This window comes from Modicisalibacter radicis (assembly GCF_900961225.1).
GTDB lineage: Bacteria > Pseudomonadota > Gammaproteobacteria > Pseudomonadales > Halomonadaceae > Modicisalibacter.
The window spans coordinates 49,613-74,640 of sequence record NZ_CAAHFN010000033.1 but is presented as its reverse complement, the minus strand read 5'-3'; the positions used below and the strand labels follow the sequence as shown (position 1 = coordinate 74,640).

Sequence of the window (25,028 nt, the reverse complement as noted above, 5' to 3'; positions counted from 1 at the left end):
GAAGTGGGGTACAAGCGGGGCCGTGCAAGATACTGGACTGACGGGAGCTGCTAGAAGACTACTCCGAGTTTATGGGCGCGCTATAAGCGCGCCATCCCTCGGGACAGGGAGCGCCCTGCCATAGGCTGACCATTGCTTCGCTTGCCGGAAACAGGGGAGTGGGAAGGTCTGAGGGCGGAAACCACGCCCACTGGGCAAAGACATCCGGTTCGGTCACTTGCGGTTCGGCGAGGTTGTCATCGAGAGAAACCTGCGCCGCGCCGGTGATCGCCGTGCGGCGAGCGGTCAGTTGTTGCAGTATCGCGAAGATGGCGACCGGTCGTTGCGTGACAATGCCGGTTTCTTCGCGTAGCTCGCGCAGGGCGGCGGTCTCGAATGTCTCGCCGGGTTCGACGTGGCCGCCCGGCAAGCACCAACTGGGTGTTTCACCGGCCTTGATCCGGTAGCCGAGCAGGAGATTGCCATCGGCGCGGGTGACGATGACGCCGACACCGACGCTGGACGACGTGGACTGAGCCATCAGGCATGCTCCTCGAGTGCTTCCAGTACGGAACTGGCTGCGTAGTGGCCACTGATGAAGGCCGCCACGATACCACGGAACAGGCCACAGGCGTCGCCGACGACCCAGGTGGGGCGATCGGGGATGCGCAGTTCGCCATCGACTTTCGGGTACCAGCCGATCCCTTCCAGGGTCGGGCCGATCAGCCTCGTCTCGTCATGCTCGATGGCCGGGAAGCTGTGAATGAGTTGCCGCAAGCCCTGGAGCATGGCCTGGGCCACCTCCTTGCCGTAAATGGCGTCCATCGTCGAGGTGGCGCCTTCTTGCCCTTCGAGCCACGCCTTGAGCGGGATCTCGTAATAGGCGCCGGGTTCGCGCAGTGCGGTGGTGATTGTTTCGATGGTTCGTTTTGCCAGGGCTTCATCGAGGATGCGCGTGTTGAAGCCGACGTTGGATCGTTGCGAGGGCGGGCCATCGGAATGCCCGGAGACCGTCCATAACCCCTGGGTCTGGGTGAGAACGGTCCGGCCGTTGCGGCAGGCACAGAAGGTTCGCCATTCGATGGCGTCGGACGCGGTACGCAGTGTCAGCTTGGGATCCAGGTTGGCCAGAGGCTGAAAGAACGCCAGTTCGCTGGGTTGTTCGATGCGAAACCCGACCTCCAGTCGGCGGAAGGTTTTTTTGATGTCAGCGTCGATGTCGAGTGCGCCGAAACGGCCGGTCGCCCAGATCAGCGTACCGGTGGCGATTTCGTAATGCCGCCGAGTGTCTTGCAGCCCTAGATGGTGTCGTTTCGTCGACGCGTCATAGCGATTACTCGTCAGGCGAGTCCGAGAGGCGATGTCGGCCTCGAGCCCGCTCACCAGACCGAACACCAGCTCCAGACGCGCTTGGAGTGAAAGATAGTCGGAAGGGTAGCCCTTGAGCGTCCAGTCGCCGACACCCGGGGTATAGGCATTGGCATCGGCGGGGAAGGGCGGGGTATCCAGGCCATGGGCGTTGAGCAGGTCACAGGTCCAGATATAGGCGTCATGCAGCGCTTCACGCCTGGGCAGGCGCCACAGGTGCGTCGCGGAAGGGAAGAACGAGAACTTGCCGTCCGAATACAGTCCGGCGCCACCATGGCCCTGGGTCAGTTCGGCTTGCGCGGTCTTGTCCCGCTCGGCGATAGCGTGGCCCTGGTCGATGAGGATGACCCGATGCCCCCGGCGAGAGAGTCTTTGCGCGGCGGCCAAGCCCGCGGGGCCGGCGCCGATGATGGCGACATCGTAGCGCTGCATGATGGGCGCTCTCGGCTAGCTGATGGAGGTCATGAGCCCCGAAAAGGCGTGTAATGGCCGCTGCAAAGCGTGTCGTGGTATCGTTGAGCCGCTGACAATAGCGTCGATACGAGCCGTTTCGTATCAGGAAATATCCTAATCCTCTCGAGTGGCTTTCGGCAAGGATGTCATCAATGTCTTCAGTTTCCTCTCCACGACCGGGGCGGCCGCGCAGCGCCTCGGCGGCCCCGAAGGCCATGCGGGCCGCGTTGGACCTGGCGCTCGAAGGGGGCCTTCCGCATGCCACCGTCGAGCGCGTCTCCGCCGTGTCGGGGGTGGCCAAGTCGACCCTCTACCGGCGCTGGCCGAATGCCCCGGCGATCGTCATGGATGCCTTCTTCGACGAGGTGGGGCCGATGATCGCCTATGACGCGCAGTTGCCCATCATCGAGAGCTTCTGCCAGAGCGTCGGGGCATTGGTGGAGGCCCTGAAAGGGCCGCGCGGGCAGCTGCTGCGGGAGTTGCTGGGGGCCGCCCAGGCCGACCCCGACCTGAGCGAGGCGTTCGTGGAACGCTGGATCGCGCCCAGGCGCCAACTGGGCCACGAGGCCATCGAGGCGGCCGTCGCACGAGGTGAGCTACGGCCGGAAGTCGACCCAGGGCTGGCCCTGGACCTGATCTACGGGGCGGTCTACTACCACTTGACGGTGTCGTTCAGCGACATCGATCAGTGCTTCGTCGCCACGCTGGTGGATCGGGTGCTGAGCCCCTACCTCACCGCCCGGGCATGACGCCCGTTCACTACTTCTCGATAGGCGTGTCGTCGCGGTTGCCCCACTCCTTCCAGGAGCCGGGGTAGCCGCGCATGTGCTCGAAGCCCAGCGCCCTGCCGACCAGCCAGGTGAAGCCGCTGCGATGGTGGCTCTGGCAGTGGGTGACGATCTCCATGTCCGGCGTCAGCCCCAGCGCGTCGAGCTCGGTGATCAGCTCGGCATAGTCGCGGATACGCAGGCCGCGCTGACGATCCATCGCCTCGGTCCACTCCATGTTGACCGCCCGCGGGATGTGGCCGAGATGCTTGTTCTGGCCCTTCTCGCCGCGGTACTCCTCCGGCGAGCGGGCGTCCCACACCGCCAACTGCTTGTCGTCGAGGCGCTCGAGGAGCTCCTCGCGGTCGATCATCACCGCCGGGTTGAGAATCTCCGCCTGATAGTTGCTGGGCTGCGGCTGGCGTGGCTGCCGAGACTGGGGCAGACCGGCGGCGCGCCAGGCGTGGATGCCGCCGTTGAGGTAGGAGTAGCGGGTGTGGCCGATCAGCTCCAGCGTCCACAGCAGGCGCCCGGCCCAGCCGCCGCCCTCGTCGTCGTAGGCCACCACATGGGTGTCGCGGGTCAGGCCCAGCGAGGAAAACAGCTTGGATAGCGCCGCCTCGTCGGGGACCTCGTTGGGCACCTCGCCGCTGCCAGCCATCAACCGGTTGTAGTCGAGGAAGACCGCGCCGGGGACGTGGCCTTCACTGTAGCTGTCGGCCTTGAGCGGCACGTCGACGATCAGCAGCTGGGGCGATTCGAGGTGCTCGGCGAGCTGTTCGGGCTCGACGATCAGTGGCAGCAGATTCGCTTCGGAACTCATCGGGGTTTCCTCCTGCGAGAAGACATGTCCGGTCGGGTTGCTGCGATCATGGCACAGCCGGCGCCTCGTGGGCGACCCGGGGCGATCACCGGCTCAGCCGGGTGCCAGGCCATCGAGGATGCGCCGATAGCTGGCGAAGCGTTCGGCGCTGATCGCTCCGCGTTCGACGGCGTCGCGCAGCGCGCAGCCCGGCTCCTGACGGTGTCGGCAGTCGCGGAAACGGCAGCGGCCGAGGTAGTCGCGAAACTCGATGAAGCCGTCGGTGATCTGCTGTTCGTCCAGGTGGCTCAGGCCGAATTCGCGGATCCCCGGCGAATCGATCAGCTCGCCCCCCGCCGGCAGGCGGTAGAGGCGCGCGGTGGTGGTGGTATGCGTGCCCTTGCGGGAGTCCTCGGAGAGCGCGCCGATGCGCAGCGCGGCATCCGGCAGCAGTTCGTCGATCAATGAGGACTTGCCGACCCCGCTCTGGCCGACGAACACCGAGGTGCGCCCGGTGAGTCGTTCGTGCAGTGCGCCCAGCCCGCCGTCACGGCGCGTGCTGGCCTCGATCACCGCGTAGCCCAGTGCTTCGTAGCGTGCCAGCAGGCGCCCCTGCTCGCCGCCATCGGCGGGCAGCAGGTCGGTCTTGTTGAGCACCAGTACCGGTTCGATGCCGGTGGCCTCGGCGGCCACCAGGTAACGGTCGATGAGGTTGGCGAAGGGCGCCGGTTCGACGGCGAAGACGATCAGGATCTGGTCGATGTTGGCGGCCACCGGCTTGAGCTGGCCGCGCGGATCGGGGCGCTCGAGGACGTTGTCGCGGGCGTCGCGGGCGACCACCACGCCGCTGCCGTCGCTCGCCTCGCGCCACACCACGCGATCGCCGGTGACCAGGCTGTCGAGATTGGCGCGCAGGTGGCAGCGGTGCAGGGCATCGTCGTCGACGCCGCCGACATCCAGGCTGCGGCCGAAGTGGGCGATCACCCGGCCGGGCTTCTCGACGCCATATTCGCCGGCCTCCAGCGCGTCGCTCTCGTGGACGTCGTGCCTGGTGGCGCGCGCCTGACGCTCGGCCTGGATCTTCTCGATGCGCCAGCGCTGCTGGCGCGACAACTTGCGTTTGCTCATGCGACCTCGGCTGGGCGTACAATGGCCCTCATTGTAACCAGCCTGGCCGCGGCTGTCCGACCCCCTGTTAGCCGGGGGCGTGCGCAGCCTGTCGGGTCAGGCTAGCCAGCCTAGAGAGAGGACTATTCGATGCCCGCGCAAGCCGCCCCCCGCAACGATCTGCTGGTCTGGATCGACCTCGAGATGACCGGCCTGGACCCGAACAAGGAGCGCATCATCGAGGTGGCCACGCTGATCACCGATGGCGAGCTCAACCCGGTGGCCGAAGGGCCGGTGCTGGCGGTCAAGCAGTCGGACGAGTTGCTGGGCGCGATGGACGAGTGGAACACCAAGACCCATGGCGAGTCGGGGCTGACCGCGCGGGTCAAGGCCAGCACCGTCGACACCGCCGAGGCCGAGCGCCGCACGCTCGAGTTTCTCAAGCAGTACGTGGCGCCCAATTCATCGCCGGTGTGCGGCAACAGCGTTCATCAGGACCGGCGCTTTCTCGAGCGCGAGATGCCCGCGCTGCTGGCGTTCTTCCACTACCGCAACCTCGACGTCTCGACCCTCAAGGAACTGGCCAAGCGCTGGAACCCCGCGGCGCTCGAGGGCTTCGAGAAGCGCAATACCCACCAGGCCCTCGACGACATTCGCGAGTCGGTCGACGAGCTGCGCCACTACCGGCGGACCTTCCTCAATCTCGAGCCGCCACGCCGCGACGAGGAGGAGTAGCTACAAGCGGTAAGCTTTAAGCGGTAAGAAAAAACCTGGCCGGGACGGCTCGTTGCAGACCCATCCGGTTTACGGCTTATGCGTCGCTGGCGATTCGTGCCTGGCGCCTGGCCCGCTGCCGATCGAGCGCCCAGCGCACGTGCTCGCGCACCAGGTCGGAGGGGTAGGCGAGCCGTGCCTGCAGGGCGGCTTCGACGGCCCGGCTCCAGGGGGCGTTGCCCAGCCCCACGGCGACGTTGCGCAGCCAGCGTTCGTAGCCGATGCGGCGGATCGCGCTGCCCTGGGTCTTGTCGAGGAACTCCTCTTCGCTCCAGGCGAACAGGGCCAGCAGCTCGGCACGATCGAGATCGTGGCGCGGGGCGAAATCCTCCTCGGCGCTGGCCCGGGTGAAGCGCGTGAACGGGCAGACCAGCTGGCAGTCGTCGCAGCCGTAGACCCGGTTGCCCATCGCCGCGCGGTACTCTTCGGGAATGCTGCCGTGCAGTTCGATGGTCAGGTAGGAGATGCAGCGCCGCGCGTCGACCACCTTGTCGTCGACGATCGCGCCGGTGGGGCAGGCGGTCTGGCAGGCGGTGCAGGAGCCGCAGTGCTCGCTTTCGAAGGGCGCGTCCACCGGCAGCGGCAGGTCGGTGTAGAGTTCGCCGAGGAAGAACAGCGAGCCGGCCTGGGGGTTGAGCAGCATCGAGTTCTTGCCGAACCAGCCGAGCCCGGCCTTCTGGGCCAGGGCGCGCTCCATGACCGGCGCGGAGTCGACGAAGGCGCGATAGCCATAGGCGCCGACCGCATCCTCGATGCGCTTGGCGAGGTTCGCCAGGCGCTTGCGAATCAGCTTGTGATAGTCGCGACCCAGGGCATAGCGTGACACGTAGGCGCGCCTTGGCTGGCCGAGCACCTTGGTGGTTTCGACTTCAGGCGGCAGGTAATCCATGCGCACGCTGATCACCCGCAGGGTGCCGGGAATCAGCTCCGCGGGCCGGGTGCGCCGGGTGCCGTGCTTGGCCATGTAGTCCATCTCGCCGTGGTGGCCGGCTGCCAGCCAGCGCTCGAGATAGCGCTCGTGATTGCCCAGGTCGGTGTCGGTGATGCCGACCTGCTGGAAGCCCAGTTCGCGGCCCCACTGCTTGATGCGCTCGGCCAGCTCGGGGTAGTCGGGTTGTGCGTGTTCGCCTGAAGTCATCGAGTCACGTCGGTCGGGCGGCAATGCGAGCCACTGCGAGGAACGATCACCCCCGTCAGGCTGTCATCGCCGGGCAGGGCTATTCCTGGGAGAGAAGCGCGCAGCCTACACTATTGCCCGTACATGGTCATACCCGGAGGGACCGCATGTCGAGCCATTCTATCCATTCCCCCAGCTCCGCCGATACGTCACCCCGGTATCCGCTCTATCTGGCCGCCCAGGTGCGCGACATCGACGCCCGGGCAATTGCCCTGGAGCGGGGTGGCGACGGCTTCGCACTGATGCAGCGCGCGGCGATGGCCGCCTATCGTGAACTGCGCGCGCACTGGCCCGAGGCGCGCCGGTTGAGCGTGCTGTGTGGCTCGGGCAACAACGCCGGCGATGGCTACGTGCTTGCCGCGCTGGCCGCCGGTGACGGCCTCGAGGTACAGCTTGTCGCGCTGCGCGACCCCGCCGCGCTGAAGGGCGAAGCGGCACGCGGCGTCGAGATGGCGCGCGGTGCCGGGCTCGCCGTGCAGCCATGGGCGGAGGATGCCGCGCTCACCGGCGAGGTGGTCGTCGATGCCCTGCTGGGAACCGGACTGGGCGGCGAGGTCCGCGAGCCCTACGCCACGGCCATCGACACGATCAATGCAAGCGACCGGCCGGTACTGGCGCTGGACATCCCCTCGGGGCTGGCCGCCGACAGCGGCGCGGTGCTGGGCGTGGCCGTGCGCGCCACGCTGACCGTGACGTTCATCGCCGACAAGTTCGGCCTGCACACCGGCCAGGCCGCGGACCATGTCGGCGCGCTGGTGCTCCGCCCGCTCGGCGTCGACAGTGGCGGGCATGCGGATATCGTGCCGGTCGCCGAGCTGCTCGATGCGAGCCTGATCGCGACGGCATTGCCGCCGCGGGCACGGGCCAGTCACAAGGGCGATTTCGGCCACGTGCTGGTCGTCGGCGGCGCGCCGGGGCTGGGCGGGGCGGCGCTGCTTGCCAGCCAGGCGGCGGCGCGGCTGGGGGCCGGCAAGGTCAGCCTGGCCACTGCGCCGGAGCACGTCGGGGCGAGCCTGATCCGCACGCCGGAGGTCATGGCCCGCGGGGTGCGCGGGGTGGGTGACGCCGCGTCGATGATCGAGGCGGCGGACGTGGTGGTGATCGGTCCCGGGCTGGGGCGCGATGCCTGGGGGCAGGGGCTGATGCAGGCCGCGCTGGACAGCGGCAAGCCGTTGGTGATCGACGCCGATGGGCTCAATCTGCTGGTCGAGTGCTGGCCCGAACTGCGTCGCGACGACTGGCTGTTGACCCCGCATCCCGGCGAGGCAGCGCGCCTTCTGGGCATGAGCGGCGGCGAGGTCCAGGCCGACCGGCTGGCGGCGAGCCGTGCGCTCCAGGCGCGGCGCGGCGGCACGCACGTGCTCAAGGGCGCGGGGAGCCTGGTGGCCGGCCCCCGGGGCATCGGCGTGTGCCCCTACGGCAACCCGGGCATGGCCAGCGGCGGGATGGGCGACGCGCTTTCGGGGATCCTCGGCGCGCTCGTTGCCCAGGGCCTGGCGCTGGAGTCCGCGGCGCGGGTCGGCACGCTGCTGCATGCCCGTGCCGCCGATGAAGCGGCGAGCGTGGACGGCGAACGTGGCCTGCTGGCGGGCGATCTGGCATGCTATGCGCGAATTTTGGCGAATGGCCGACCGCGACGCGACGATGAAGATCTCCTTACCCGATGAAGCCGCCCATGTGGCGTTCGGCGAATCCCTGGGCCGGGCGCTTGCCGGGCGCGGTGTCGTGCATCTGCAGGGCGAGCTGGGGGCCGGCAAGACCACCCTGGCGCGCGGTATCCTGCATGCCTATGGGTATCGTGGCGCGGTCAAGAGCCCGACCTATACGCTGGTCGAGCCCTATCGGCTGGCCGGCCTGCGGGTCAATCATTTCGACCTCTATCGGCTCGGCGATCCCGAGGAGCTGGAGTTCATCGGCGCGCGCGATCTGTTCGACGCCGATTCGCTCAATCTGATCGAGTGGCCGAGCCGTGGCGCCGGCTGGCTGCCCACGCCCGACCTGGTGGTTTCCCTGAGCGTTTCGGGACCGGGTCGCCAGGCCCATATCAAGGCGGAGACTGCGTATGGCGAGGCCGTCATCGACCGGTTATCGGCCCCGTCCGTCGACTAAGGATACACGCTAGACCATGACTTTCTGGATTCGGCAGAAGTGCCGGGCTCGCCGGGCGGGCCTTCGTCGCGGGCTGGCTGCCGTGCTCTGTGCCCTCGCGATGGCTGGCGCCGCGCCGCCGACATGGGCCAGTGATGTCGACAACGTCCGGCTATGGGCGGCGCCCGATCACGTGCGGCTGGTCTTCGACATGGCCGGCGCGCCGCAGGCCAACATCTTTTCCCTCGACAACCCGCGACGCCTGGTGATCGATCTCGAGGATAGCCGGCTCGAGGCCAATCTGGCCGGCGTCGATCTCGAGGGCAGCGCGATCAGCGAGATTCGTAGCGGCACCCGCAACGGCGACGACCTGCGGGTGGTGCTCGACCTCGAGCGCCCGGTCGAGCCGCGGCATTTCACCCTGGCGCCCAACGACCAGTACGGTCACCGTCTGGTGGTCGACCTGGAGTACCCCGGCGAAAGCGCCATCGAGGACCCCATCGACCCCATCGAGTCGATGATCCGCGAGCAGGAGATCGCCGCCGGGCGCGCCCAGACCGAGGCCATTGCCAGCGGCCGGCCCGCAGAGACAGTCGATGCCGCGACGGCCGCCAAGCCGCATCCCAAGCGCGACATCATCATCGCCGTGGACCCAGGCCACGGGGGCGAGGATCCCGGTGCCATCGGCGCCAAGGGCACCCGGGAAAAGGACGTGGTGCTGGCGATCGCGCGCAAGCTCAAGTCGCTCATCGATGCCACGCCCGGCTTCAAGGCGATACTGACCCGCGACGGCGACTACTATGTGGGGCTGCGCCAGCGCACCCTGCTGGCACGCGACCAGAAGGCCGATTTCTTCGTCTCGATCCATGCCGATGCCTTCAAGAGTCCGCGACCGACCGGCAGCTCGGTATTCGCGCTGTCGCAGAGCGGCGCGACCTCGGAGACCGCCAAGTGGCTGGCGGCCTCCGAGAACCGCTCGGACCTGATCGGCGGCGTCGATGGCAGCCTGAACCTGGCCGACAAGGACGAAACGCTGCGCGGGGTGCTGCTCGACCTGACCATGACCGCCACGCTCAACGATTCGCTGGCGGCGGGCGGCCAGGTGCTGGACCAGCTCGATACCATCAATAGCCTGCACAAGGCGCGGGTCGAGCAGGCCGGCTTCGTGGTGCTCAAGTCGCCGGACATTCCCTCGCTGCTGGTCGAGACGGGGTTCATTTCCAACCCGCAGGAAGAGCGCCGGCTGCGCGATCCGGGCTATCAGGGCCAGCTTGCCCGGGCGATCTTCAAGGGCATCGATGCGCATTTTCACCAGAATCCGCCACCGAGTAGTCTGATCGCCTGGCAGCGCGACCAGGGGCGGGGCGGCCAGGCCAACGAGTATCGCATTCAGCCGGGTGATACCCTGTCGGAGATCGCCTCCCGCCATCAGGTGTCGCTGAGCACGTTGCGCGAGGCCAACGAGCTCGACAGCGACTCGATTCGCGTTGGCCAGGTGTTGCGCATTCCACGCGGCTAATCATTGAGCAGTCGATATGATCCAGACACGACGCATCCAGATTCTCGACCCGCGCCTGGCCAACCAGATCGCCGCCGGCGAGGTGGTCGAGCGCCCCTCGTCGGTGCTCAAGGAGCTGGTCGAGAACGCCATCGATGCCGGCAGCCGGCGCATCGAGATCGACCTTGAAAGCGGCGGGGCGCGGCTGATCAAGGTGCGCGACGATGGCTCGGGCATCGACGAGGCCGATCTGCCGCTGGCCCTGTCGCGCCACGCGACCAGCAAGATCGTCTCGCTCGAGGAACTCGAGGGCGTGACCAGTCTGGGCTTTCGCGGCGAGGCGCTGGCCTCGATCAGCTCGGTGTCGCGCCTCGAACTGGTGTCCAACACCGCCGACGACCCGGCGGACGGCTGGCGGGTGGTCGCCGAGGGCCGGCAGATGGAGCCGCGTGTTTCGCCGGCGCCGCATCCGCGCGGTACCTCGGTGACGGTGCGCGACCTGTTCTTCAATACCCCGGCACGGCGCAAGTTCCTGCGCACCGAGAAGACCGAGTTCGGCCATGCCGAAGAGGCCTTCCGGCGCCTGGCGCTGTCGCGCTACGACGTCGGCTGGGTGCTGCGCCACAATCAGAAGACCGTTCACCAGTTGCGCCCGGTGAACGACGATGCGGGCAGCGAGCGGCGCATCGCCGCACTGCTGGGGAACAAGTTCCTCGACAATGCGCTGCATATCGATCTCGAGGCCACCGGCATGCGCCTGTGGGGCTGGGTGGGCCTGCCGACACACTCCCGGGCCCAGGCCGACCAGCAGTATTTCTTCGTCAACGGCCGGGTGGTGCGCGATCGCCTGGTCGCGCACGCCATCCGCCAGGCCTATCGAGACGTGCTGTTCCATGGCCGCCAGCCGGTGTTCGTGCTTTATCTGGACGTCGATCCCAGCGTGGTCGACGTCAATGTTCACCCCACCAAGCACGAGGTGCGCTTTCGCGACGGCCGACTGGTGCACGACTTCCTGTTTTCCAGCCTGCACCGGGCCCTCGGCGAGGTCCGCCCCCGGGATGGCTCGGCCGCGCCGACGGGCGGGCCGAGCGCCGATGAGCGGGCCGAGCCAGCCGCCGGGGCTGGCGCCGCCGAGCCGCGTTGGCAGCAGCAGCCCATGGCGCTGCGTTCGCCTGCCGGCGGCGAGCGCGAGAACCGTCCTGGCGCCTCGCGGGTGCGTGAATTCATGGCCGGTTACCAGGCGCTGCACCCCGAGCATGAGGCCAGCCTGTTGACACCTCGGCCCGAGGCGGCCCCGGGCGGCACGGCGGCCGCCACCGCGCTCGACGAGCGCAGTCGCCTGGCGCCCGAGCGGACCACGCTGCCCGACGACGACCCGACCCAGGCGCCGCCGCTGGGTTATGCCGTGGCCCAGCTGCACGGCGTGTATATCCTTGCCCAGACCGCGCGCGGTCTGGTGATGGTCGACATGCATGCGGCTCACGAGCGGATCGTCTACGAGCGCATGAAGACCCAGGTGCATGGCGGCGCGCTCGACGCCCAGCCGCTGCTGGTGCCGGTCTCGCTGGCGGTCAGCGCCAACGCCGTGGAGACTGCCGAGAGCTGCCGCGAGGCGTTTACCCGGCTCGGCGTCGAGCTTGATGTCGCCGGGCCGGAAACCCTGCTGGTACGGCAGGTGCCGACGCTGCTGGCCGAGGCCGATGTCGAGCCGCTGATCCGCGACATGCTCGGCGACCTCGAGCGCTATGGGCGCTCGGACAGGCTCGAGGCGCATATCAACGAACTGCTGGCGACCATGTCGTGTCACGGCAGCGTGCGCGCCAATCGTCGCCTGACGGTGCCGGAGATGAACGCGCTGTTGCGCGACATGGAACGCACCGAGCGCAGCGGCCAATGCAACCACGGGCGGCCGACCTGGACCGAGATGTCGATGGCCGAGCTCGACAAGCTTTTCATGCGTGGCCAATGAGCGGCGCGAGCGACGAGCGCGACCGGCGGCCACTGGCGATCCTGCTGATGGGCCCCACGGCGTCGGGCAAGACCGACCTGGCGATGGCGCTGCACGAGCGGCTGGGCGCGGAGCTGGTCAGCGTCGATTCGGCGATGGTCTACCGCGGAATGGATATCGGCACCGCCAAGCCCTCTGCCGCCGAACTGGCCCGCGCTCCGCACCGACTGATCGACATTCGTGACCCTGGCGACCCCTATTCGGCCGCCGACTTTCGCGACGATGCGCGGCGCGAGATGCGCGAGATCGGCGCCGCGGGCAGGATTCCGCTGCTGGTCGGCGGCACCATGCTCTACTACCGTAGCCTGCTGGGCGGGATCGCCCGGCTGCCGGCCGCGGACCAGGCGCTGCGCGCCGAACTCGAGGCCTGGGCGGCCGAGCGCGGCCTGGGCGCCCTGCACGAGGAGCTGGCGCGGGTCGACCCCGAGTCGGCGGCGCGCATTCATCGCAACGATCCCCAGCGACTGATGCGTGCCCTGGAAGTGCAGCGGCTGAGCGGTCGACCGATGAGTGCGCTGTGGCAGGAGCAGCAAGCGGAAACCTTGCCCTGGCGTACGTTGTCCATAGGACTCGCGCCCATGGATAGGGCGGTGCTGCATGAGCGCATCGCCCGGCGCTTCGACGCCATGCTCGAGCAGGGCTTCATCGACGAGGTGGCCGGCTTGCGCGGGCGGGGGGACCTGAGTCCCGAGCTGCCGGCCCTGAAAAGCGTCGGTTACCGCCAGGTGTGGGAGTACCTTGAGGGTTGGTACGATCGAGTTACGCTGCGTGAGAAAGGCGTGATCGCGACGCGACAACTGGCCAAGCGTCAGCTGACCTGGCTGCGCTCCTGGCCGGGGCTGAGCTGGATCGATTCGTGCGCGCCTGCGCCGCTCGACGAAGCCTTGAAAATCGTGCGCCAGTGCGGCACTTAGCGTAAGATGAGGCTTTCGTCGTGGTGGGGTTTTGCCGGCGGCGTGGCCCAGGCCTCATAAAGCCCTGTGGGGCGACCATTAAAATGACATCAACTAGAGACAGTTAGGGAGAGCAAAATGTCCAAAGGGCAGTCCCTTCAAGACCCGTATCTGAACATCCTGCGCAAGGAACGCATTCCGGTGTCCATCTTCCTGGTCAACGGAATCAAGCTGCAGGGGCAGATCGAGTCCTTCGACCAATTCGTGATTCTGCTGCGTAACACCGTCAGTCAGATGGTCTACAAGCATGCCATCTCGACGGTGGTGCCTTCACGCAACGTGCGCCTGCCGGCACAGGATCCCGCCATGGCCGGGCAGGAAGATTGATCGCGAGGTACTGATTGTTTTTTGAACGTCCCGACGCCGGTGAAACGGCGGTTCTCGTCCATGTCGACTTTCAGGACGAGCAAGAGCGCGAAGATCCGGGTGAATTCCTGGAACTGGTGCGTTCCGCGGGCGCCGAGCCGGCGACCCTCATGCAGGGGAGCCGGCGTCGGCCCGATCCGCGTGCCTTCATCGGCAGCGGCAAGGTGGAGGAGCTGCGCGAGCTGCTCGCCGTCCACCACGCCGAGCTGGTGATCTTCAACCATACATTGAGTCCCTCCCAGGAACGTAACCTCGAGCGCTCCCTGAAGTGCCGAGTGCTCGATCGTACCGGATTGATCCTCGACATCTTCGCCCAGCGTGCGCGGACCCATGAGGGCAAGCTGCAGGTCGAGCTGGCCCAGCTCGAGTACATGTCCACCCGGCTGGTGCGGGGCTGGACTCACCTGGAGCGTCAGAAAGGCGGCATCGGCCTGCGCGGGCCGGGTGAAACCCAGCTCGAGACCGACCGCCGGCTGTTGCGGGCGCGCATCAAGGCGATCCACAAGCGGCTCGACAAGGTGCGCAGCCAGCGCGCGCAGAATCGCCGGGCGCGCTCGCGGGCCGAAATCCCCAGTGTCTCTCTGGTGGGGTATACCAACGCCGGCAAGTCGACGCTGTTCAACGCCTTGACCGCTTCGACGGTGTATACCGCCGATCAGCTGTTCGCCACCCTCGACCCGACCCTGCGCCGGCTCGACGTGGCCGATGTGGGGCCGGTGGTGATGGCCGACACGGTGGGCTTCATCCGCCATCTGCCGCACAAGCTGGTGGAGGCCTTCCAGGCCACGCTGCAGGAGGCCAACGAAGCCTCGCTGCTGATCCACGTGATCGACTGTGCCGACCCCGAGCGCGAGCAGAACATGGCGGAGGTCAATTCGGTGCTCGAGGAGATCGGCGCCAGTGAAGTACCCTGCCTGCGGGTGATGAACAAGATCGACCTGCTCGACAGCGCGCCGCGCATCGAGCGCGATGGCCACGGCGTGCCCGAGGAGGTGTGGCTGTCGGCGCAGCAGGGCAGCGGCTTCGACCTGCTGCATCAGGCGCTGTCCGAGCGCCTGGCCGAGGACCTGCTCGATCTGGACCTGACGTTGACGCCCGATCAGGGTAGGCTACGGGCGGGGTTGCACGAGTTGGACGCAGTCCGTGGCGAGCGCTTCGACGATCAGGGTCGCAGCCTACTGACGATTCGCCTGCCACGGCGCGAATTCATGCAACTGCTCGCCCGGCTGGGCGAGAAAGCCGAGGATTACCTGCCACCGGAGGAACTGGCGCCACCGGTCTGGGCCGATGGTGTCCGAGGATGATAGCGAGGCCGCCGTCTTCATCGCAGACGGCGGCCTCGCCGCACATCGCAATTTTGCTTAGTGGAGACGACGTATGGCTTGGAATGAGCCGGGTGGGGGTGGCAAGCAGCACGACCCCTGGAGTGGCGGTGGCCGACGTGGTGGCGGCGGTAACGGCAATGGTGGTGGCAACAACAACCAGGGCCCGCCCGATCTGGACGAGGCGTTGAAGAAGTTTCAGGACAAGCTCAACCGCATGCTCGGCGGTCGCGGCAAGCGCGGCGGTGGCGGCGGCAATGGCGGTGGCGGCGGCAAGCGCAGCACCTTCGCGCTGCCGGGGCTGCTGGCGATCATCGCCCTGGCGGTCTGGGCGGCTTCGGGCTTCTATCTGGTCGACCAGTCGGAGCGCGGCGTCGTGCTGCGCTTCGGCAAGTTCCAGCAGATCGTCAGCCCGGGTCTGCACTGGAACCCGCCGATCGTCGACGACGTGCGCATGGTCAACGTGACCCGGGTGCGCTCGGTTTCCCAGACCAAGTCGATGCTGACCCGCGACGAGAACATCGTCCAGGTCGAGATATCCGCCCAGTTCCGGGTGGCCGACCCGCGCGACTACGTGCTCAACGTGCGTACGCCCGAGCTGTCGATCGAGAATGCCCTCGATTCGGCCTTGCGCCATGTGGTCGGTGGCACCGAAATGGACCAGATCCTGACCTCCGGCCGTGAACTGCTGGCCGACACGGTGTCGACCCGCTTGCAGTCCTACCTCAACAGCTACGGCCTCGGGGTGAGCATCCAGGCGATCAACGTCGAGTCGACCTCGGCGCCGGATGCGGTCCAGGACGCCTTCGACGACGTGATCAAGGCCCGCGAGGATCGTCAGCGACTGATCAACGATGCGATCGGCTACGCCAACGCGATCATTCCCGAGGCGCAGGGCCAGGCGCAGCGCATGATCGAGCAGGCCCAGGGCTATCGCGAATCGGTGGTCGCCAAGGCCGAGGGCCAGACCAACCGCTTCAATTCGTTGCTGACCGAGTACCGTCAGGCACCCCAGGTGATGCGCGACCGCATGTATCTGGAAAGCATGACCGAGGTGCTGTCGAAGACCAGCAAGGTGTTGGTCGACATCGATCAGGGCAGTCCGTTGATGGTGCTGCCGCTCGACAAGCTGAACCGTGGCGACGCCAATGGCTCCGGTTCGCAGCAGGACATCAACGTCACGCCGTCATTGATCGAGCAGATGCGCAACAACTCGACAGGTAGCAGCAGCAACTCGTCGCAGACGAGTGGTATCCGCAGGGAGGCTCGTCAATGATCAATAATCGTTCCCTGCTCATCGTCGCCGGCCTGGCCGCGGTCGCTTGGGTGGGCAGCAACAGTCTGTATATCGTCGACGAGACCGAGCGTGCCATCAAACTGCGGTTCGGCGAGATCGTCGAGGCCAATATCCAGCCCGGGTTGCACTTCAAGGTGCCGGTCACCAACACGGTGCGCACCTTCGATACCCGCGTGCTGACCCTGGATACCGATACCAGCCGTTACCTGACGCTGGAGAAGAAGGCAGTGATCGTCGACTCCTACGTCAAGTGGAAGATCGTCGATCCGGCGCGATACTACGAAGCGACTTCCGGTGACGAGCAGACCGCCGAGCGGCTGATTTCGCCGCGTGTCGACGAGGCGCTGCGCAATCAGTTCGGCCGGCTCGAATTGCAGGAGATCATCGCCGAGCGTCGCGACGAGCTGATGTCGGCCCCTACGGAAAATCTCGACCAGATCATGCGCGACGAGCTGGGGGTGGCGATTCTCGATATCCGCATCAAGCGCATCGACCTGCCCGACGAGGTGACCCAGGCGGTCTACGAGCGGATGCGCACCGAGCGGCATCGCGAGGCGCGCGAGTATCGCGCCCAGGGGCAGGAGCAGGCCGAAAAGGTGCGGGCCAACGCCGAGCGTCGCCGTCAGGTGCTGCTCGCCGAGGCGCAATCCAAGGCGGAAACCCTGCGCGGTCAGGGCGATGCCGAAGCGGCATCGATCTATGCCCAGTCCTATCAGCAGGATGCCGAGTTCTTCCGCTTCTATCGCAGCCTCGACGCCTATCGGGCCAGCTTCGATGGCAAGGACGACCTGCTGGTGCTGGAACCGGACAGCGACTTCTTCCGCTATCTGAACAGCGCCAGTCCGCGACCCGAGCAGAACGACGACGGGGGCGGATCCTAGGCGATCGTCTCGCCCCCCGGGGTACACCCGGGGGGCAAACATGCTAGAATCCGACAACCGGGCGTGGCCCGGTTTTTTTGTGGCCATTCATCTCTGGTAGACAGGCAAAGGCTCATGACCATCGCTGATCGCTGGCTGCTTCCTGACGGCATGGATGAAGTGCTTCCGCCGCAGGCGACCCGCATGGAGACGCTGCGTCGGGCGCTGCTCGATCTCTATTACCGCTGGGGCTACGACCTGGTGATGCCGCCGCCGGTCGAGTTTCTCGATTCGTTGCTGACCGGCACCGGTACCGATCTGGATCTGCAGACCTTCAAGCTCACCGACCAGCTCACCGGGCGCATGATGGGCGCCAGCGCCGACGTGACCCCGCAGGTGGCGCGGATGGACGCGCACTCGCTCAAGCATCGCGGTCCGGCGCGGCTGTGCTACTGCAGCCACGTGCTGCGTGCCAAGGCCGACCAGCATCAGGGCGGCCGCAGTCCCGTCCAGGTGGGCGTCGAGCTGTTCGGTCACGCCGGTCTGGAAGCCGATCTGGAGATACTCAGGCTGGCGCTGGCCAGCCTGGTTACCGCCGGTTCGCGGGAGATCCACCTGGCGCTGGGGCACATCGGCATCTATCGCGCCCTGGTCGAGGCCGCGGCGCTGTCCCGCGAGGCGGAGCTGGCGCTGTTCGAGGCCATCGAGCGCAAGTCGCCGTCGGAGACCCGGGCGCTGGTCGATGCGCAGATTCACGACCCGGCCATCGCGCGCATGATCAAGGCGCTGCCCGGCCTGCACGGGGGGCGCGAGGTGCTCGATGAAGCGCGCGAGGTCTTTGCCGAGGGGCCGGCGGCGCTCGACGACGCGCTCGACCAGTTGCAGGCGCTCTGCGAAGGGGTGGCCCATGGCTCCGATGACGTTACCCTGTACCTCGACCTGGCGGATCTGCGCGGTTATCAGTACCACACCGGCATGATGTTTGCCGCCTACGTGCCGGGCTACGGCCAGGCGCTGGTCAAGGGCGGGCGTTACGACGATACCGGGCGGGCGTTCGGTCGGGCGCGTCCCGCCACCGGCTTCTCGATGGACCTCAAGCTGTTGGCTACGCTGATCGAGCAGCAGCCGCCTTGCGACGGGATCTGGGCGCCGGCCGGCGAGGCTGGCGAAGCAAGCGAACTCAACGCGGTCATCGCGCGTCTGCGCGAGGCGGGGGAGCGGGTGGTAAGGGCCCTGCCGGGCCAGCATACCGGCCCCGTAGAGCATCGATGCAACCGCCGCCTGGTGCGCCTGGGTGACGATTGGCAGGTATCACCCCTGGCATGACAGCGAGACGCCTGCCGACTCTTCGGCCAGGCAGATTCTTCGATCAAGAGACGAGAGTAATGGGCAAGAACGTAGTCGTACTGGGCACCCAGTGGGGTGACGAGGGCAAGGGCAAGGTCGTCGATCTGCTGACCGAGTCGGCGTCCGCGGTGGTGCGTTTTCAGGGTGGTCACAATGCCGGCCATACCCTGGTCATCGACGGCGAGAAGACCGTGCTGCATCTGATCCCGTCGGGGATATTGCGCGACGACAAGACCTGTGTGATCGGCAATGGCGTGGTGCTGTCGCCGGAAGCGCTGATCAGCGAAATCCGCGAACTGGAAGCCAAGGGCGTGCCTGTCCGCAAGCGGCTGAGACTGTCGCCGGCGTGTCCGCTGATCCTGCCGTACCACGTGCGGCTCGACCAGGCGCGCGAGAAGGCCCGGGGCATCGCCAAGATCGGCACCACCGGACGCGGCATCGGCCCGGCTTACGAGGACAAGGTCGCGCGTCGCGGGCTGCGCCTGGGCGACCTGCTGCATCGCGAACGTTTCGCGTCCAAGCTGGGCGAAGTGCTGGACTATCACAACTTCGTGCTGCAGCACTATCACGGCGAGCCCGCGGTGAATTTCCAGCAGATCCTCGACGAGGCGATGGTAATGGCCGAGGAGCTGCGACCGATGGTCTGCGACACGGTCAGCCTGGTGCACGACTTCCGCAAGGCCGGCGACAATATCCTCTTCGAGGGCGCCCAGGGCTCGCTGCTGGACATCGACCACGGTACCTACCCCTACGTCACCAGCTCCAACACCACCGCCGGGGGCACCGCTACCGGGTCGGGCGTCGGGCCGCTGTATCTGGATTACGTGCTGGGCATCACCAAGGCCTATACCACGCGCGTCGGCTCGGGACCCTTCCCCACCGAACTGTTCGACGAATTCGGCCGTCACCTTGCCGAGCGCGGTCATGAATTCGGGGCCACCACCGGGCGGGCACGGCGCTGCGGCTGGTTCGATGCGGTGGCGTTGCGCCATGCCGTGCAGGTCAATTCGGTCTCGGGCATCTGCCTGACCAAGCTCGACGTCCTCGATGGGCTGGAAAACATCCGGGTCTGCATCGGCTATCGCAGCAAGGATGGCGAGACCCTGGACGCGCCGGTGGATTCCGAGGGCTACGAAGCGGTCGAGCCGCTCTATCAGGACCTGCCGGGCTGGAGCGAATCGACACTGGGCATCAAGCGTGTCGAGGACCTGCCGTCCAACGCCCGTGCCTACATCAGTTTCCTCGAGGAGCAGACCGGTACGCCGATCGACATCATCTCCACCGGCCCCGACCGCAACGAGACGATCGTGCTGCGCAATCCGTTTCTCGACTGAGCGCGAGGCAGGCCGGCGAGCGTCGCCGGACTCGATCGAAAACCCGCCACCGTCACGGTGGCGGGTTTTTTGTAATGGCTACGCGGTCCGAGCTGATTATTTGCTTTGGGAGGCCGTGTGGCTCGACTTGATCAGGCTGGCGGCGGTGGTGACCACCAGCGTACCGACGATGATCGTCAGCGACAGCCAGATGGGGATTTCCGGAGCCCAGTGCACCCCTTCGCCGCCATTGATGAACGGCAGGGCGTTTTCATGCAGTGCCTCGAGGATCAGCTTGACGCCGATGAAGCCGAGAATGATCGACAGGCCGAGCCCCAGGTAGACCAGCCGATCGAGGAGTCCACCGAGCAGGAAGTAGAGCTGCAAGAGGCCGAGCAGCGCGAAGGCGTTGGCGGTGAAGACGATATAGGGCTCTTTGGTCAGGCCGTAGATCGCCGGGATCGAGTCCAGTGCGAACAGCAGGTCGGTAAAGCCCAGCGCGATGACCACGAAGAACAGCGGCGTCACCACGCGCTTGCCATTCGCCCTGGTCAGCAGCCGATTGCCATGATATTCGCCGGTCGCCGGAAACACCTTGCGGGCCCAGCGCTCGAAGCGCGTCTCGTGGTACTGCGGGCCGCCGGCCGCCTGATCCTTCAGGCTGTCATGGGCGAGCTTGAACGCGGTATACAGCAGAAAGGCGCCGAAGACGTAGAAGACCCAGCTGAACTGGGCGATGGCGGCCGCGCCGACGGCGATGAACACGCCGCGCATGACCAGGGCGATGGCGATCCCGATCAGCAGCACCTTTTGCTGGTACATGCGCGGAACCGTGAACTTGGTCATCAGGATCACGAAGACGAAGAGGTTGTCGACCGACAGGCTCTTCTCGGTGATGAAGCCGGCGAAATACTCGGTGCCGTGATCGGCGCCCCAGACCAGCCAGAGGCCGGCACCGAACAACAGCGCGATGGTGATGAAGAACAGCGACCAGCCGGCGGCCTCCTTGAGCGTCGGCTCGTGGGGCTTGCGGGCGTGGAAGATGAAGTCGAAGCAGAACAGCGCGATGATACCGGCCACGGTGGCCAGCCATACCCAGGTCGGGACGGACATAGGAGTCTCTCCGGTCGTCGTTAACGGACACCGAAGGTCTCTTCCGCCCCGGGTGGCGCCTCGCTAGCCGACGCCCGATCGGGACCGATGACGCCGGGGCGTTGTGCGCCCGTGCTGACGACGTCACCATCGTGGAGCCGCCGTTGCCGGTCCGCCTCCACCTCGGGAATACTCCCCTTCCTGTGGTGGCTGAGTGTCGCGCCGTTGTCCCCGACAAGCAAGAGGCCGGAGATAAAAAAGCCGGGCCCCAGAGGGGGCCCGGCATCGCGGTCGGTGGAGACCCGGCGGTCAGCGCGATTCGCTCCCGGTTGTGTTGCCGGCTGCTTGCGCCGCGGCTTCATCGGTCAGCAGGTCGCGCATGGTTTCCAGACCCATGTCGCCGCCTGAATCGAGGGTACTGTCGAGCCACACCAGCGCCTGCTCCTGGCTGACGCTTTCAAGACCGTTGGCCCTGAGGTAGGCCTTGGCGAGCGCCAGGCGAGCCGTGGGATGACCTCGCTCGGCGGCCTCGTAGAGGTATTCCGCGCCACGCGTCCTGTCCATGGGCAACAGGGTGCCACGCAGATATTCACGTCCCAGCGTTGCCATCGACCCGGCATGGCCCTGTTCGGCGGCATCGGCGAGTAATCGGCGACCGCGTTCGACGTCCTGTTCGAGCTGGAAGTCGCCATACAGCAGCGTCCGCCCGTAATACTGCTGGGCGGTCAGATCGCCCGCGTCGATGGCCTGCTCGAGCCATTTCACGGCCTGGTCGGTATCCTGTTCGACACCGGTACCTTCCATGTAAGCCGCGCCGAGAAGCTGGGCGGCGTAGGTATCGCCGCTGTCGGCGGCATCCGTCAGATAGCGGCGACCCTGGGCGGCATCCTGCTGAACGCCTTGGCCCTTGAGGTAGGCCTGACCGAGTACGATACGCGCGGAAATGTTGCCGCTAGCGGCGGCTTCACGGAGTAGCGAAACCCCGCGCTGGGGCCTGGCGTCGACGCCCTGGCCCTTGAGATAGGCTTCGCCGAGGTCGGCCTTGGCGCCGTTATGCCCACGATTGGCGGCGCGTTCGAGATAGTCGACGCCGCGCGGTACATCACGGGCGACACCCTGACCCTCGAGGTACATACGGCCCAGCGTGGCAGTCGCTCCGCCGTGGCCTTGTTCGGCTGCTCGGCGTAGCCAGTTCAGCGCTTGCCGGCTATCGCGGCGCACGCCGTCGCCATTGAGGTAGGCGCGGCCCAACGCGGCCATGGCCGGAACGTTGCCCATCTCGGCGGCCTTGCGCAGGGCGTTGACGTTGCCTCGTTCGCCGAGGTCCCGGTAGGTGCGTGCCAGTGCCTCGGTAGCCGAGGGGTGGCCACTTTCCTCGGCTTTCTGAAGCCAGTACTGCGACCGTTCGTAGTCGCGTGGGATGCCGCGACCTTCGCGATAGGCGCGGCCCAGCACGACCATGGCGTAGCCATCGCCTTGATTGGCGGCTTCCTCCAGCATGCTGATGGCCTTGGCGGGGTCGCCCTCGCTGAGCTTGCCGCTTAGATAGGCATCGGCGAGCTTGGTGGCCGCCGTGACATCGCCCTGGTCCGCCGCCTGGCGAAGCCAGCGCTCGGCTTCTGCGGGCTGGAAGGGCAGGGCTTCGCCTTCGAGATAAGCCTCGCCAAGCTGACGCGCGGCGGTGGTCTGCCCCTGTTCCGCCGCTTCCTGCAACAGGGCCTGAGCGCGCTGCGGGTCCTGGCTCGTACCCGTACCGGTAAGGTAGGCCGCGCCGAGTTGCGCGGTGGCATACGGATGCCCCACCTCGTGACCGCGCTCGAGGTACTCGACGGCCCTGGCCGGTTGGGCGCGTACGCCATCGCCTTCCATGTAGGCCTTGCCGAGGGCCGCATAAGCGAGACCGTCACCCGCCTCTGCGCCTTTTTCCAGCAGGCCGATGCCTCGCTGAGGTGCGGCAGTCAGGACATCGCCGCTCAAATAGGCGCGGCCCAGGGTAATGGCGGCGTTGGTCGAGCCAGCGTTGGCGGCGCGCTCGAGCCAACGCTGGGCCCGGTCGGGGTCGGCCGCAACGCCATGGTCTCCGAGATAGGCGTTGCCCAGCTGGGTCATGGCTTCCACGTCGCCTGCGTCGGCGGCTTTCTTCAGCATCTCGAGCCCACGTTGCTGCTGGCCGGATTCCAGGAACATCTCACCGGCTTCACCCAGGGCATCGGGGTTTCCGGAATCGGCCGCCGCCGTCAACCACTTCCGGTGGAGTTCGGGGCGCGAACCCAGCAAGCCGTCGTCGGCGTACAGGCGTGCTAGCTGCACCATCGCCTGGGTATCGCCGGCCCGAGCCGGCTGTGTGAGTGCCTCGGCATAACGCTCGGCGTAGCGTTGGGAGCGCTCACGATTCGTCTCTAGCCAGCCGCCTGGCGCATAGCCGCGTGCCAGCGAGAGTAGAGAGCCGTTATTGCCCCCTTTGGCGGCCGCCTCGTAAAGCGCACGAGCGCGCTGTGGATCGGCTTCGACACCTTCGCCGGTCGCCAGCATGTCGGCGAGGTCGGCTCTGGCACTCGACAGGTCGCCGTTTTCGACGGCTTGCTGGAATAGAAAATAGGCGAGTGTCTTGTTCTGCTCGACGCCATCGCCCTCGCGATACAGTCGCCCCAGGCGATGCGAGGCATTGTCGAGCACCGAAGAGGGGTTGCGTATGGCCTGGGCGTAGAGCTGGGCTGCTTGCCCGGGGTCGCGGGGAACGTACTCGCCATCGTCATAGATCTTGCCGAGTTCGTAATACGCAGGAATGATGCCTTCGGCCTGGAGCGATTCGAGGTTCGCGATGGCTTCTTCCGTGTTGCCCTTGGCCAGCGCCTGGCGCGCGAAATCCATGCGGCTCCAGTCCAGCGAGCTCATGTCGTAGGGCGTTCCGCCATCGAACCAGTCCTGGTATTGCGGGGCGAGCCGGGCTTCGACCTCGTCCATGTGCTGGCTGGTACCGACGGCGCAACCGCCTAGAAGCGAAACCGTGCCCAGCAAGGCGAGCGCCTTGAAGGGACGTTGATGCTGCTGGCGGAGAGTCGATCGTTGTGGGTCAGTCATAGGTCCATCCTGGATTGTTAGCCAACGCCACCCCTGTCGTGCCTTGTGCCGGCTTCGCGGTCAGGCTCAAGGGGGCAAGGTTGCTACTCCGGGGAATCGGGGATGGTGATCCCCGATCGTTGCTTGTTCGAATCGTTCAGCACGATGCGTTGCTGGGCCTCGGGGGCCATGAAGTACAGCGTGATGTAGCCCCCGGCACTGCGGTTGTTGAGGGGGCGGTACTGCTTGAGAAAGCGTTCCATGCGTGGGTAGTCCTTGTGATGCAGATAGATCTCCATCCATGAGAAATATTGGTCATCGTTCAAAAAGCCGTGATATTGCTCGTGCGGTGCATAGTCCTCGAGCCGTGTGGGATCGTCGATGATCTGGAACAGGTAGGTCACCGGATCCTGGATCGTCAGGCCGTCTATCTCGAGGTTGAAGATGTCGTAGCCCTGGCGGGCGATCACCTGCATGTTGGTGACCAGATAGAGCAGGGCGTAGTTCTGATAGTGCGTGGCGCGCCGTCCGCGGGTGAGTTCGTGGGGCAGGCCCCCTTCGGGGGTCAGGTCGCTGAGCGCCGAATAGACGGCACTGACACCGTACTGGAACAGCGCGTCGTCGTCGGTCAGGACACCGATCATCGAGGCATAGAGCGCCCGACGGTAGAAGTGATTGTTGCAACAGTCGCCGGAGCTGCCGGGAATGGCGGAATGCCGCTTCGCGAGGCTGCTCAGCCAGTCGTCGATGTGCTGTTTTTTCTCCTCCATGCCCTCGATGCGGGGGCGCACGATCGAGTAGGCCAGGGCCGCGGCAAACATCATCGACTCGGTGCTATACCAGGCCTGGGGATCATGGGGGGAATAATAGAATTTCCACAGGGCATTGGCTTCGGCCCATTTATTGAGAAACTTGATCAGGCATTCGCTGTAATAGTCGTTCTGTGTGGCGACGTAGGCCCCGGCGAGTCGGCTGACATCGTCCTCGAAATTGAACAGCGGTCGTGTGGCTTCACGCCAGGCGTCGGGGCTCGGATAGAACCCGGGGATGCGTATCCGCTCGTCCAGCGGGGGCGTAGCCATGAGCGAGGTACAGTTGTCGGTGATCTGCAGCCTGTCCATCTGGCCCAGCAACAGCGAATTCGACGTGTCGTCGAGTAGCGCCATGCGGGCGCTTACGTCGAAATACGAGGCATCGGGGTCGGTGACCGTATATTGCGAGAAGTCCTTTTCCTGGCGCTCCTCGTAAGTATAGCTCCAGGCCGAGGAGCAAAGCAGGCCGGTCAGCAAGCCAGCTGCCACGATCCGGAGCGGTTTCAGGTTGCCCCGAGGGGGCTGAGTAAAGCGCTGTGTCATGTTTTGTGCGTCCCTGCGTTATCGGCTCGGAAGGCTGGTTCC

At 66.4% G+C, this 25,028-nt stretch carries 21 protein-coding genes; 13 read left to right on the top strand and 8 right to left on the bottom strand.

What is annotated here, in order from left to right:
* Positions 1–58: 58 nt before the first annotated feature.
* Both HR9077_RS01950 and HR9077_RS01945 read right to left on the bottom strand, forming a co-directional pair.
* Complete coding sequence (locus tag HR9077_RS01950; protein ID WP_136064578.1) at positions 59–520, bottom strand: nucleotide triphosphate diphosphatase NUDT15; 462 nt, start codon at positions 518–520, stop codon at positions 59–61.
* Positions 520–1,779, bottom strand: coding sequence for an FAD-dependent oxidoreductase (locus tag HR9077_RS01945; RefSeq protein ID WP_136064576.1), 1,260 nt, complete (start codon positions 1,777–1,779; stop codon positions 520–522). Before HR9077_RS01945 ends, HR9077_RS01950 begins: the two co-directional genes overlap by 1 nt.
* Positions 1,780–1,952: 173 nt before the next feature.
* Here HR9077_RS01945 and HR9077_RS01940 point away from each other — a divergent pair, with 173 nt between their 5' ends.
* Positions 1,953–2,549 (top strand): TetR/AcrR family transcriptional regulator, encoded by a 597-nt coding sequence (locus HR9077_RS01940; protein ID WP_168380871.1) that lies wholly within the window; start codon positions 1,953–1,955, stop codon positions 2,547–2,549.
* A gap of 10 nt (positions 2,550–2,559) precedes the next feature.
* On the opposite strand, the gene HR9077_RS01935 is transcribed toward HR9077_RS01940, so the two are convergent.
* Both HR9077_RS01935 and rsgA read right to left on the bottom strand, forming a co-directional pair.
* Positions 2,560–3,390 (bottom strand): sulfurtransferase, encoded by an 831-nt coding sequence (locus HR9077_RS01935; protein WP_136064572.1) that lies wholly within the window; start codon positions 3,388–3,390, stop codon positions 2,560–2,562.
* 93 nt (positions 3,391–3,483) lie between these two features.
* Positions 3,484–4,497, bottom strand: coding sequence for a small ribosomal subunit biogenesis GTPase RsgA (gene rsgA, locus HR9077_RS01930; protein WP_136064570.1), 1,014 nt, complete (start codon positions 4,495–4,497; stop codon positions 3,484–3,486).
* A 129-nt stretch (positions 4,498–4,626) separates the two neighbouring features.
* Here rsgA and orn point away from each other — a divergent pair, with 129 nt between their 5' ends.
* A complete protein-coding gene (orn, locus tag HR9077_RS01925; protein WP_136064568.1) occupies positions 4,627–5,211 on the top strand; it encodes an oligoribonuclease in 585 nt (194 codons plus the stop codon).
* 76 nt (positions 5,212–5,287) lie between these two features.
* Here orn and queG read toward each other — a convergent pair whose 3' ends face one another.
* Entirely contained in the window at positions 5,288–6,388 is a 1,101-nt protein-coding gene (gene queG, locus HR9077_RS01920; protein WP_136064566.1) for a tRNA epoxyqueuosine(34) reductase QueG, read from the bottom strand.
* Between the two features lie 146 nt (positions 6,389–6,534).
* On the opposite strand from queG, the gene HR9077_RS01915 reads away from it, so the two are divergent.
* From HR9077_RS01915 to HR9077_RS01865, 11 genes are all read left to right on the top strand, one after another.
* Entirely contained in the window at positions 6,535–8,094 is a 1,560-nt protein-coding gene (locus HR9077_RS01915) for an NAD(P)H-hydrate dehydratase (protein ID WP_136064564.1), read from the top strand.
* Positions 8,072–8,536 (top strand): tRNA (adenosine(37)-N6)-threonylcarbamoyltransferase complex ATPase subunit type 1 TsaE, encoded by a 465-nt coding sequence (tsaE, locus tag HR9077_RS01910; RefSeq protein ID WP_136064561.1) that lies wholly within the window; start codon positions 8,072–8,074, stop codon positions 8,534–8,536. Before HR9077_RS01915 ends, tsaE begins: the two co-directional genes overlap by 23 nt.
* A gap of 16 nt (positions 8,537–8,552) precedes the next feature.
* The gene (locus tag HR9077_RS01905) at positions 8,553–10,034 is read left to right on the top strand and encodes an N-acetylmuramoyl-L-alanine amidase (RefSeq protein WP_136064559.1); all 1,482 of its coding nucleotides are present in this window, start codon (positions 8,553–8,555) and stop codon (positions 10,032–10,034) included.
* Positions 10,035–10,050: 16 nt separating this feature from the next.
* A complete protein-coding gene (gene mutL, locus HR9077_RS01900; protein WP_136064556.1) occupies positions 10,051–11,982 on the top strand; it encodes a DNA mismatch repair endonuclease MutL in 1,932 nt (643 codons plus the stop codon).
* On the top strand, positions 11,979–12,935 hold the full coding sequence (miaA, locus tag HR9077_RS01895; RefSeq protein WP_136064554.1) for a tRNA (adenosine(37)-N6)-dimethylallyltransferase MiaA: 957 nt from the start codon (positions 11,979–11,981) through the stop codon (positions 12,933–12,935). The genes mutL and miaA overlap by 4 nt, the downstream gene beginning before the upstream one ends.
* A gap of 117 nt (positions 12,936–13,052) precedes the next feature.
* Positions 13,053–13,301, top strand: coding sequence for an RNA chaperone Hfq (gene hfq / locus HR9077_RS01890; protein ID WP_136064552.1), 249 nt, complete (start codon positions 13,053–13,055; stop codon positions 13,299–13,301).
* A 14-nt stretch (positions 13,302–13,315) separates the two neighbouring features.
* Positions 13,316–14,644: a ribosome rescue GTPase HflX gene (gene hflX / locus HR9077_RS01885; protein ID WP_136064550.1), complete on the top strand. Its 1,329-nt coding sequence runs from the start codon at positions 13,316–13,318 to the stop codon at positions 14,642–14,644.
* Between the two features lie 73 nt (positions 14,645–14,717).
* Positions 14,718–15,938, top strand: coding sequence for an FtsH protease activity modulator HflK (gene hflK, locus HR9077_RS01880; RefSeq protein ID WP_136064548.1), 1,221 nt, complete (start codon positions 14,718–14,720; stop codon positions 15,936–15,938).
* A complete protein-coding gene (gene hflC, locus HR9077_RS01875; protein ID WP_136064546.1) occupies positions 15,935–16,840 on the top strand; it encodes a protease modulator HflC in 906 nt (301 codons plus the stop codon). The genes hflK and hflC overlap by 4 nt, the downstream gene beginning before the upstream one ends.
* A gap of 114 nt (positions 16,841–16,954) precedes the next feature.
* Positions 16,955–18,145: an ATP phosphoribosyltransferase regulatory subunit gene (locus HR9077_RS01870; protein ID WP_136064544.1), complete on the top strand. Its 1,191-nt coding sequence runs from the start codon at positions 16,955–16,957 to the stop codon at positions 18,143–18,145.
* Positions 18,146–18,204: 59 nt separating this feature from the next.
* Positions 18,205–19,500 carry an adenylosuccinate synthase gene (locus HR9077_RS01865; RefSeq protein WP_136064542.1) on the top strand — a complete coding sequence of 432 codons (1,296 nt, stop codon included), beginning with the start codon at positions 18,205–18,207 and terminating at the stop codon, positions 19,498–19,500.
* Between the two features lie 96 nt (positions 19,501–19,596).
* Here HR9077_RS01865 and HR9077_RS01860 read toward each other — a convergent pair whose 3' ends face one another.
* From HR9077_RS01860 to HR9077_RS01850, 3 genes are all read right to left on the bottom strand, one after another.
* On the bottom strand, positions 19,597–20,592 hold the full coding sequence (locus tag HR9077_RS01860) for a TerC family protein (RefSeq protein WP_136064540.1): 996 nt from the start codon (positions 20,590–20,592) through the stop codon (positions 19,597–19,599).
* A 288-nt stretch (positions 20,593–20,880) separates the two neighbouring features.
* A complete protein-coding gene (locus HR9077_RS01855; protein ID WP_136064538.1) occupies positions 20,881–23,652 on the bottom strand; it encodes a tetratricopeptide repeat protein in 2,772 nt (923 codons plus the stop codon).
* Between the two features lie 83 nt (positions 23,653–23,735).
* Positions 23,736–24,986 carry an alginate lyase family protein gene (locus tag HR9077_RS01850; RefSeq protein ID WP_136064536.1) on the bottom strand — a complete coding sequence of 417 codons (1,251 nt, stop codon included), beginning with the start codon at positions 24,984–24,986 and terminating at the stop codon, positions 23,736–23,738.
* Positions 24,987–25,028 lie beyond the last annotated feature (42 nt).

Excerpts from the sequence above, each read along its gene's own strand:
- HR9077_RS01870 (WP_136064544.1), top strand. The coding sequence starts at position 16,955 with ATGACCATCGCTGATCGCTGGCTGCTTCCTGACGGCATGGATGAAGTG.
- hfq (WP_136064552.1), top strand. The coding sequence starts at position 13,053 with ATGTCCAAAGGGCAGTCCCTTCAAGACCCGTATCTGAACATCCTGCGC.
- HR9077_RS01915 (WP_136064564.1), top strand. The coding sequence starts at position 6,535 with ATGTCGAGCCATTCTATCCATTCCCCCAGCTCCGCCGATACGTCACCC.
- hflC (WP_136064546.1), top strand. The coding sequence starts at position 15,935 with ATGATCAATAATCGTTCCCTGCTCATCGTCGCCGGCCTGGCCGCGGTC.
- queG (WP_136064566.1), bottom strand. The coding sequence starts at position 6,388 with ATGACTTCAGGCGAACACGCACAACCCGACTACCCCGAGCTGGCCGAG.
- mutL (WP_136064556.1), top strand. The coding sequence starts at position 10,051 with ATGATCCAGACACGACGCATCCAGATTCTCGACCCGCGCCTGGCCAAC.
- HR9077_RS01950 (WP_136064578.1), bottom strand. The coding sequence starts at position 520 with ATGGCTCAGTCCACGTCGTCCAGCGTCGGTGTCGGCGTCATCGTCACC.
- HR9077_RS01905 (WP_136064559.1), top strand. The coding sequence starts at position 8,553 with ATGACTTTCTGGATTCGGCAGAAGTGCCGGGCTCGCCGGGCGGGCCTT.
- HR9077_RS01945 (WP_136064576.1), bottom strand. The coding sequence starts at position 1,779 with ATGCAGCGCTACGATGTCGCCATCATCGGCGCCGGCCCCGCGGGCTTG.
- HR9077_RS01935 (WP_136064572.1), bottom strand. The coding sequence starts at position 3,390 with ATGAGTTCCGAAGCGAATCTGCTGCCACTGATCGTCGAGCCCGAACAG.
- miaA (WP_136064554.1), top strand. The coding sequence starts at position 11,979 with ATGAGCGGCGCGAGCGACGAGCGCGACCGGCGGCCACTGGCGATCCTG.
- hflK (WP_136064548.1), top strand. The coding sequence starts at position 14,718 with ATGGCTTGGAATGAGCCGGGTGGGGGTGGCAAGCAGCACGACCCCTGG.
- HR9077_RS01860 (WP_136064540.1), bottom strand. The coding sequence starts at position 20,592 with ATGTCCGTCCCGACCTGGGTATGGCTGGCCACCGTGGCCGGTATCATC.
- HR9077_RS01940 (WP_168380871.1), top strand. The coding sequence starts at position 1,953 with ATGTCTTCAGTTTCCTCTCCACGACCGGGGCGGCCGCGCAGCGCCTCG.
- HR9077_RS01855 (WP_136064538.1), bottom strand. The coding sequence starts at position 23,652 with ATGACTGACCCACAACGATCGACTCTCCGCCAGCAGCATCAACGTCCC.
- orn (WP_136064568.1), top strand. The coding sequence starts at position 4,627 with ATGCCCGCGCAAGCCGCCCCCCGCAACGATCTGCTGGTCTGGATCGAC.
- HR9077_RS01865 (WP_136064542.1), top strand. The coding sequence starts at position 18,205 with ATGGGCAAGAACGTAGTCGTACTGGGCACCCAGTGGGGTGACGAGGGC.
- tsaE (WP_136064561.1), top strand. The coding sequence starts at position 8,072 with ATGAAGATCTCCTTACCCGATGAAGCCGCCCATGTGGCGTTCGGCGAA.
- HR9077_RS01850 (WP_136064536.1), bottom strand. The coding sequence starts at position 24,986 with ATGACACAGCGCTTTACTCAGCCCCCTCGGGGCAACCTGAAACCGCTC.
- rsgA (WP_136064570.1), bottom strand. The coding sequence starts at position 4,497 with ATGAGCAAACGCAAGTTGTCGCGCCAGCAGCGCTGGCGCATCGAGAAG.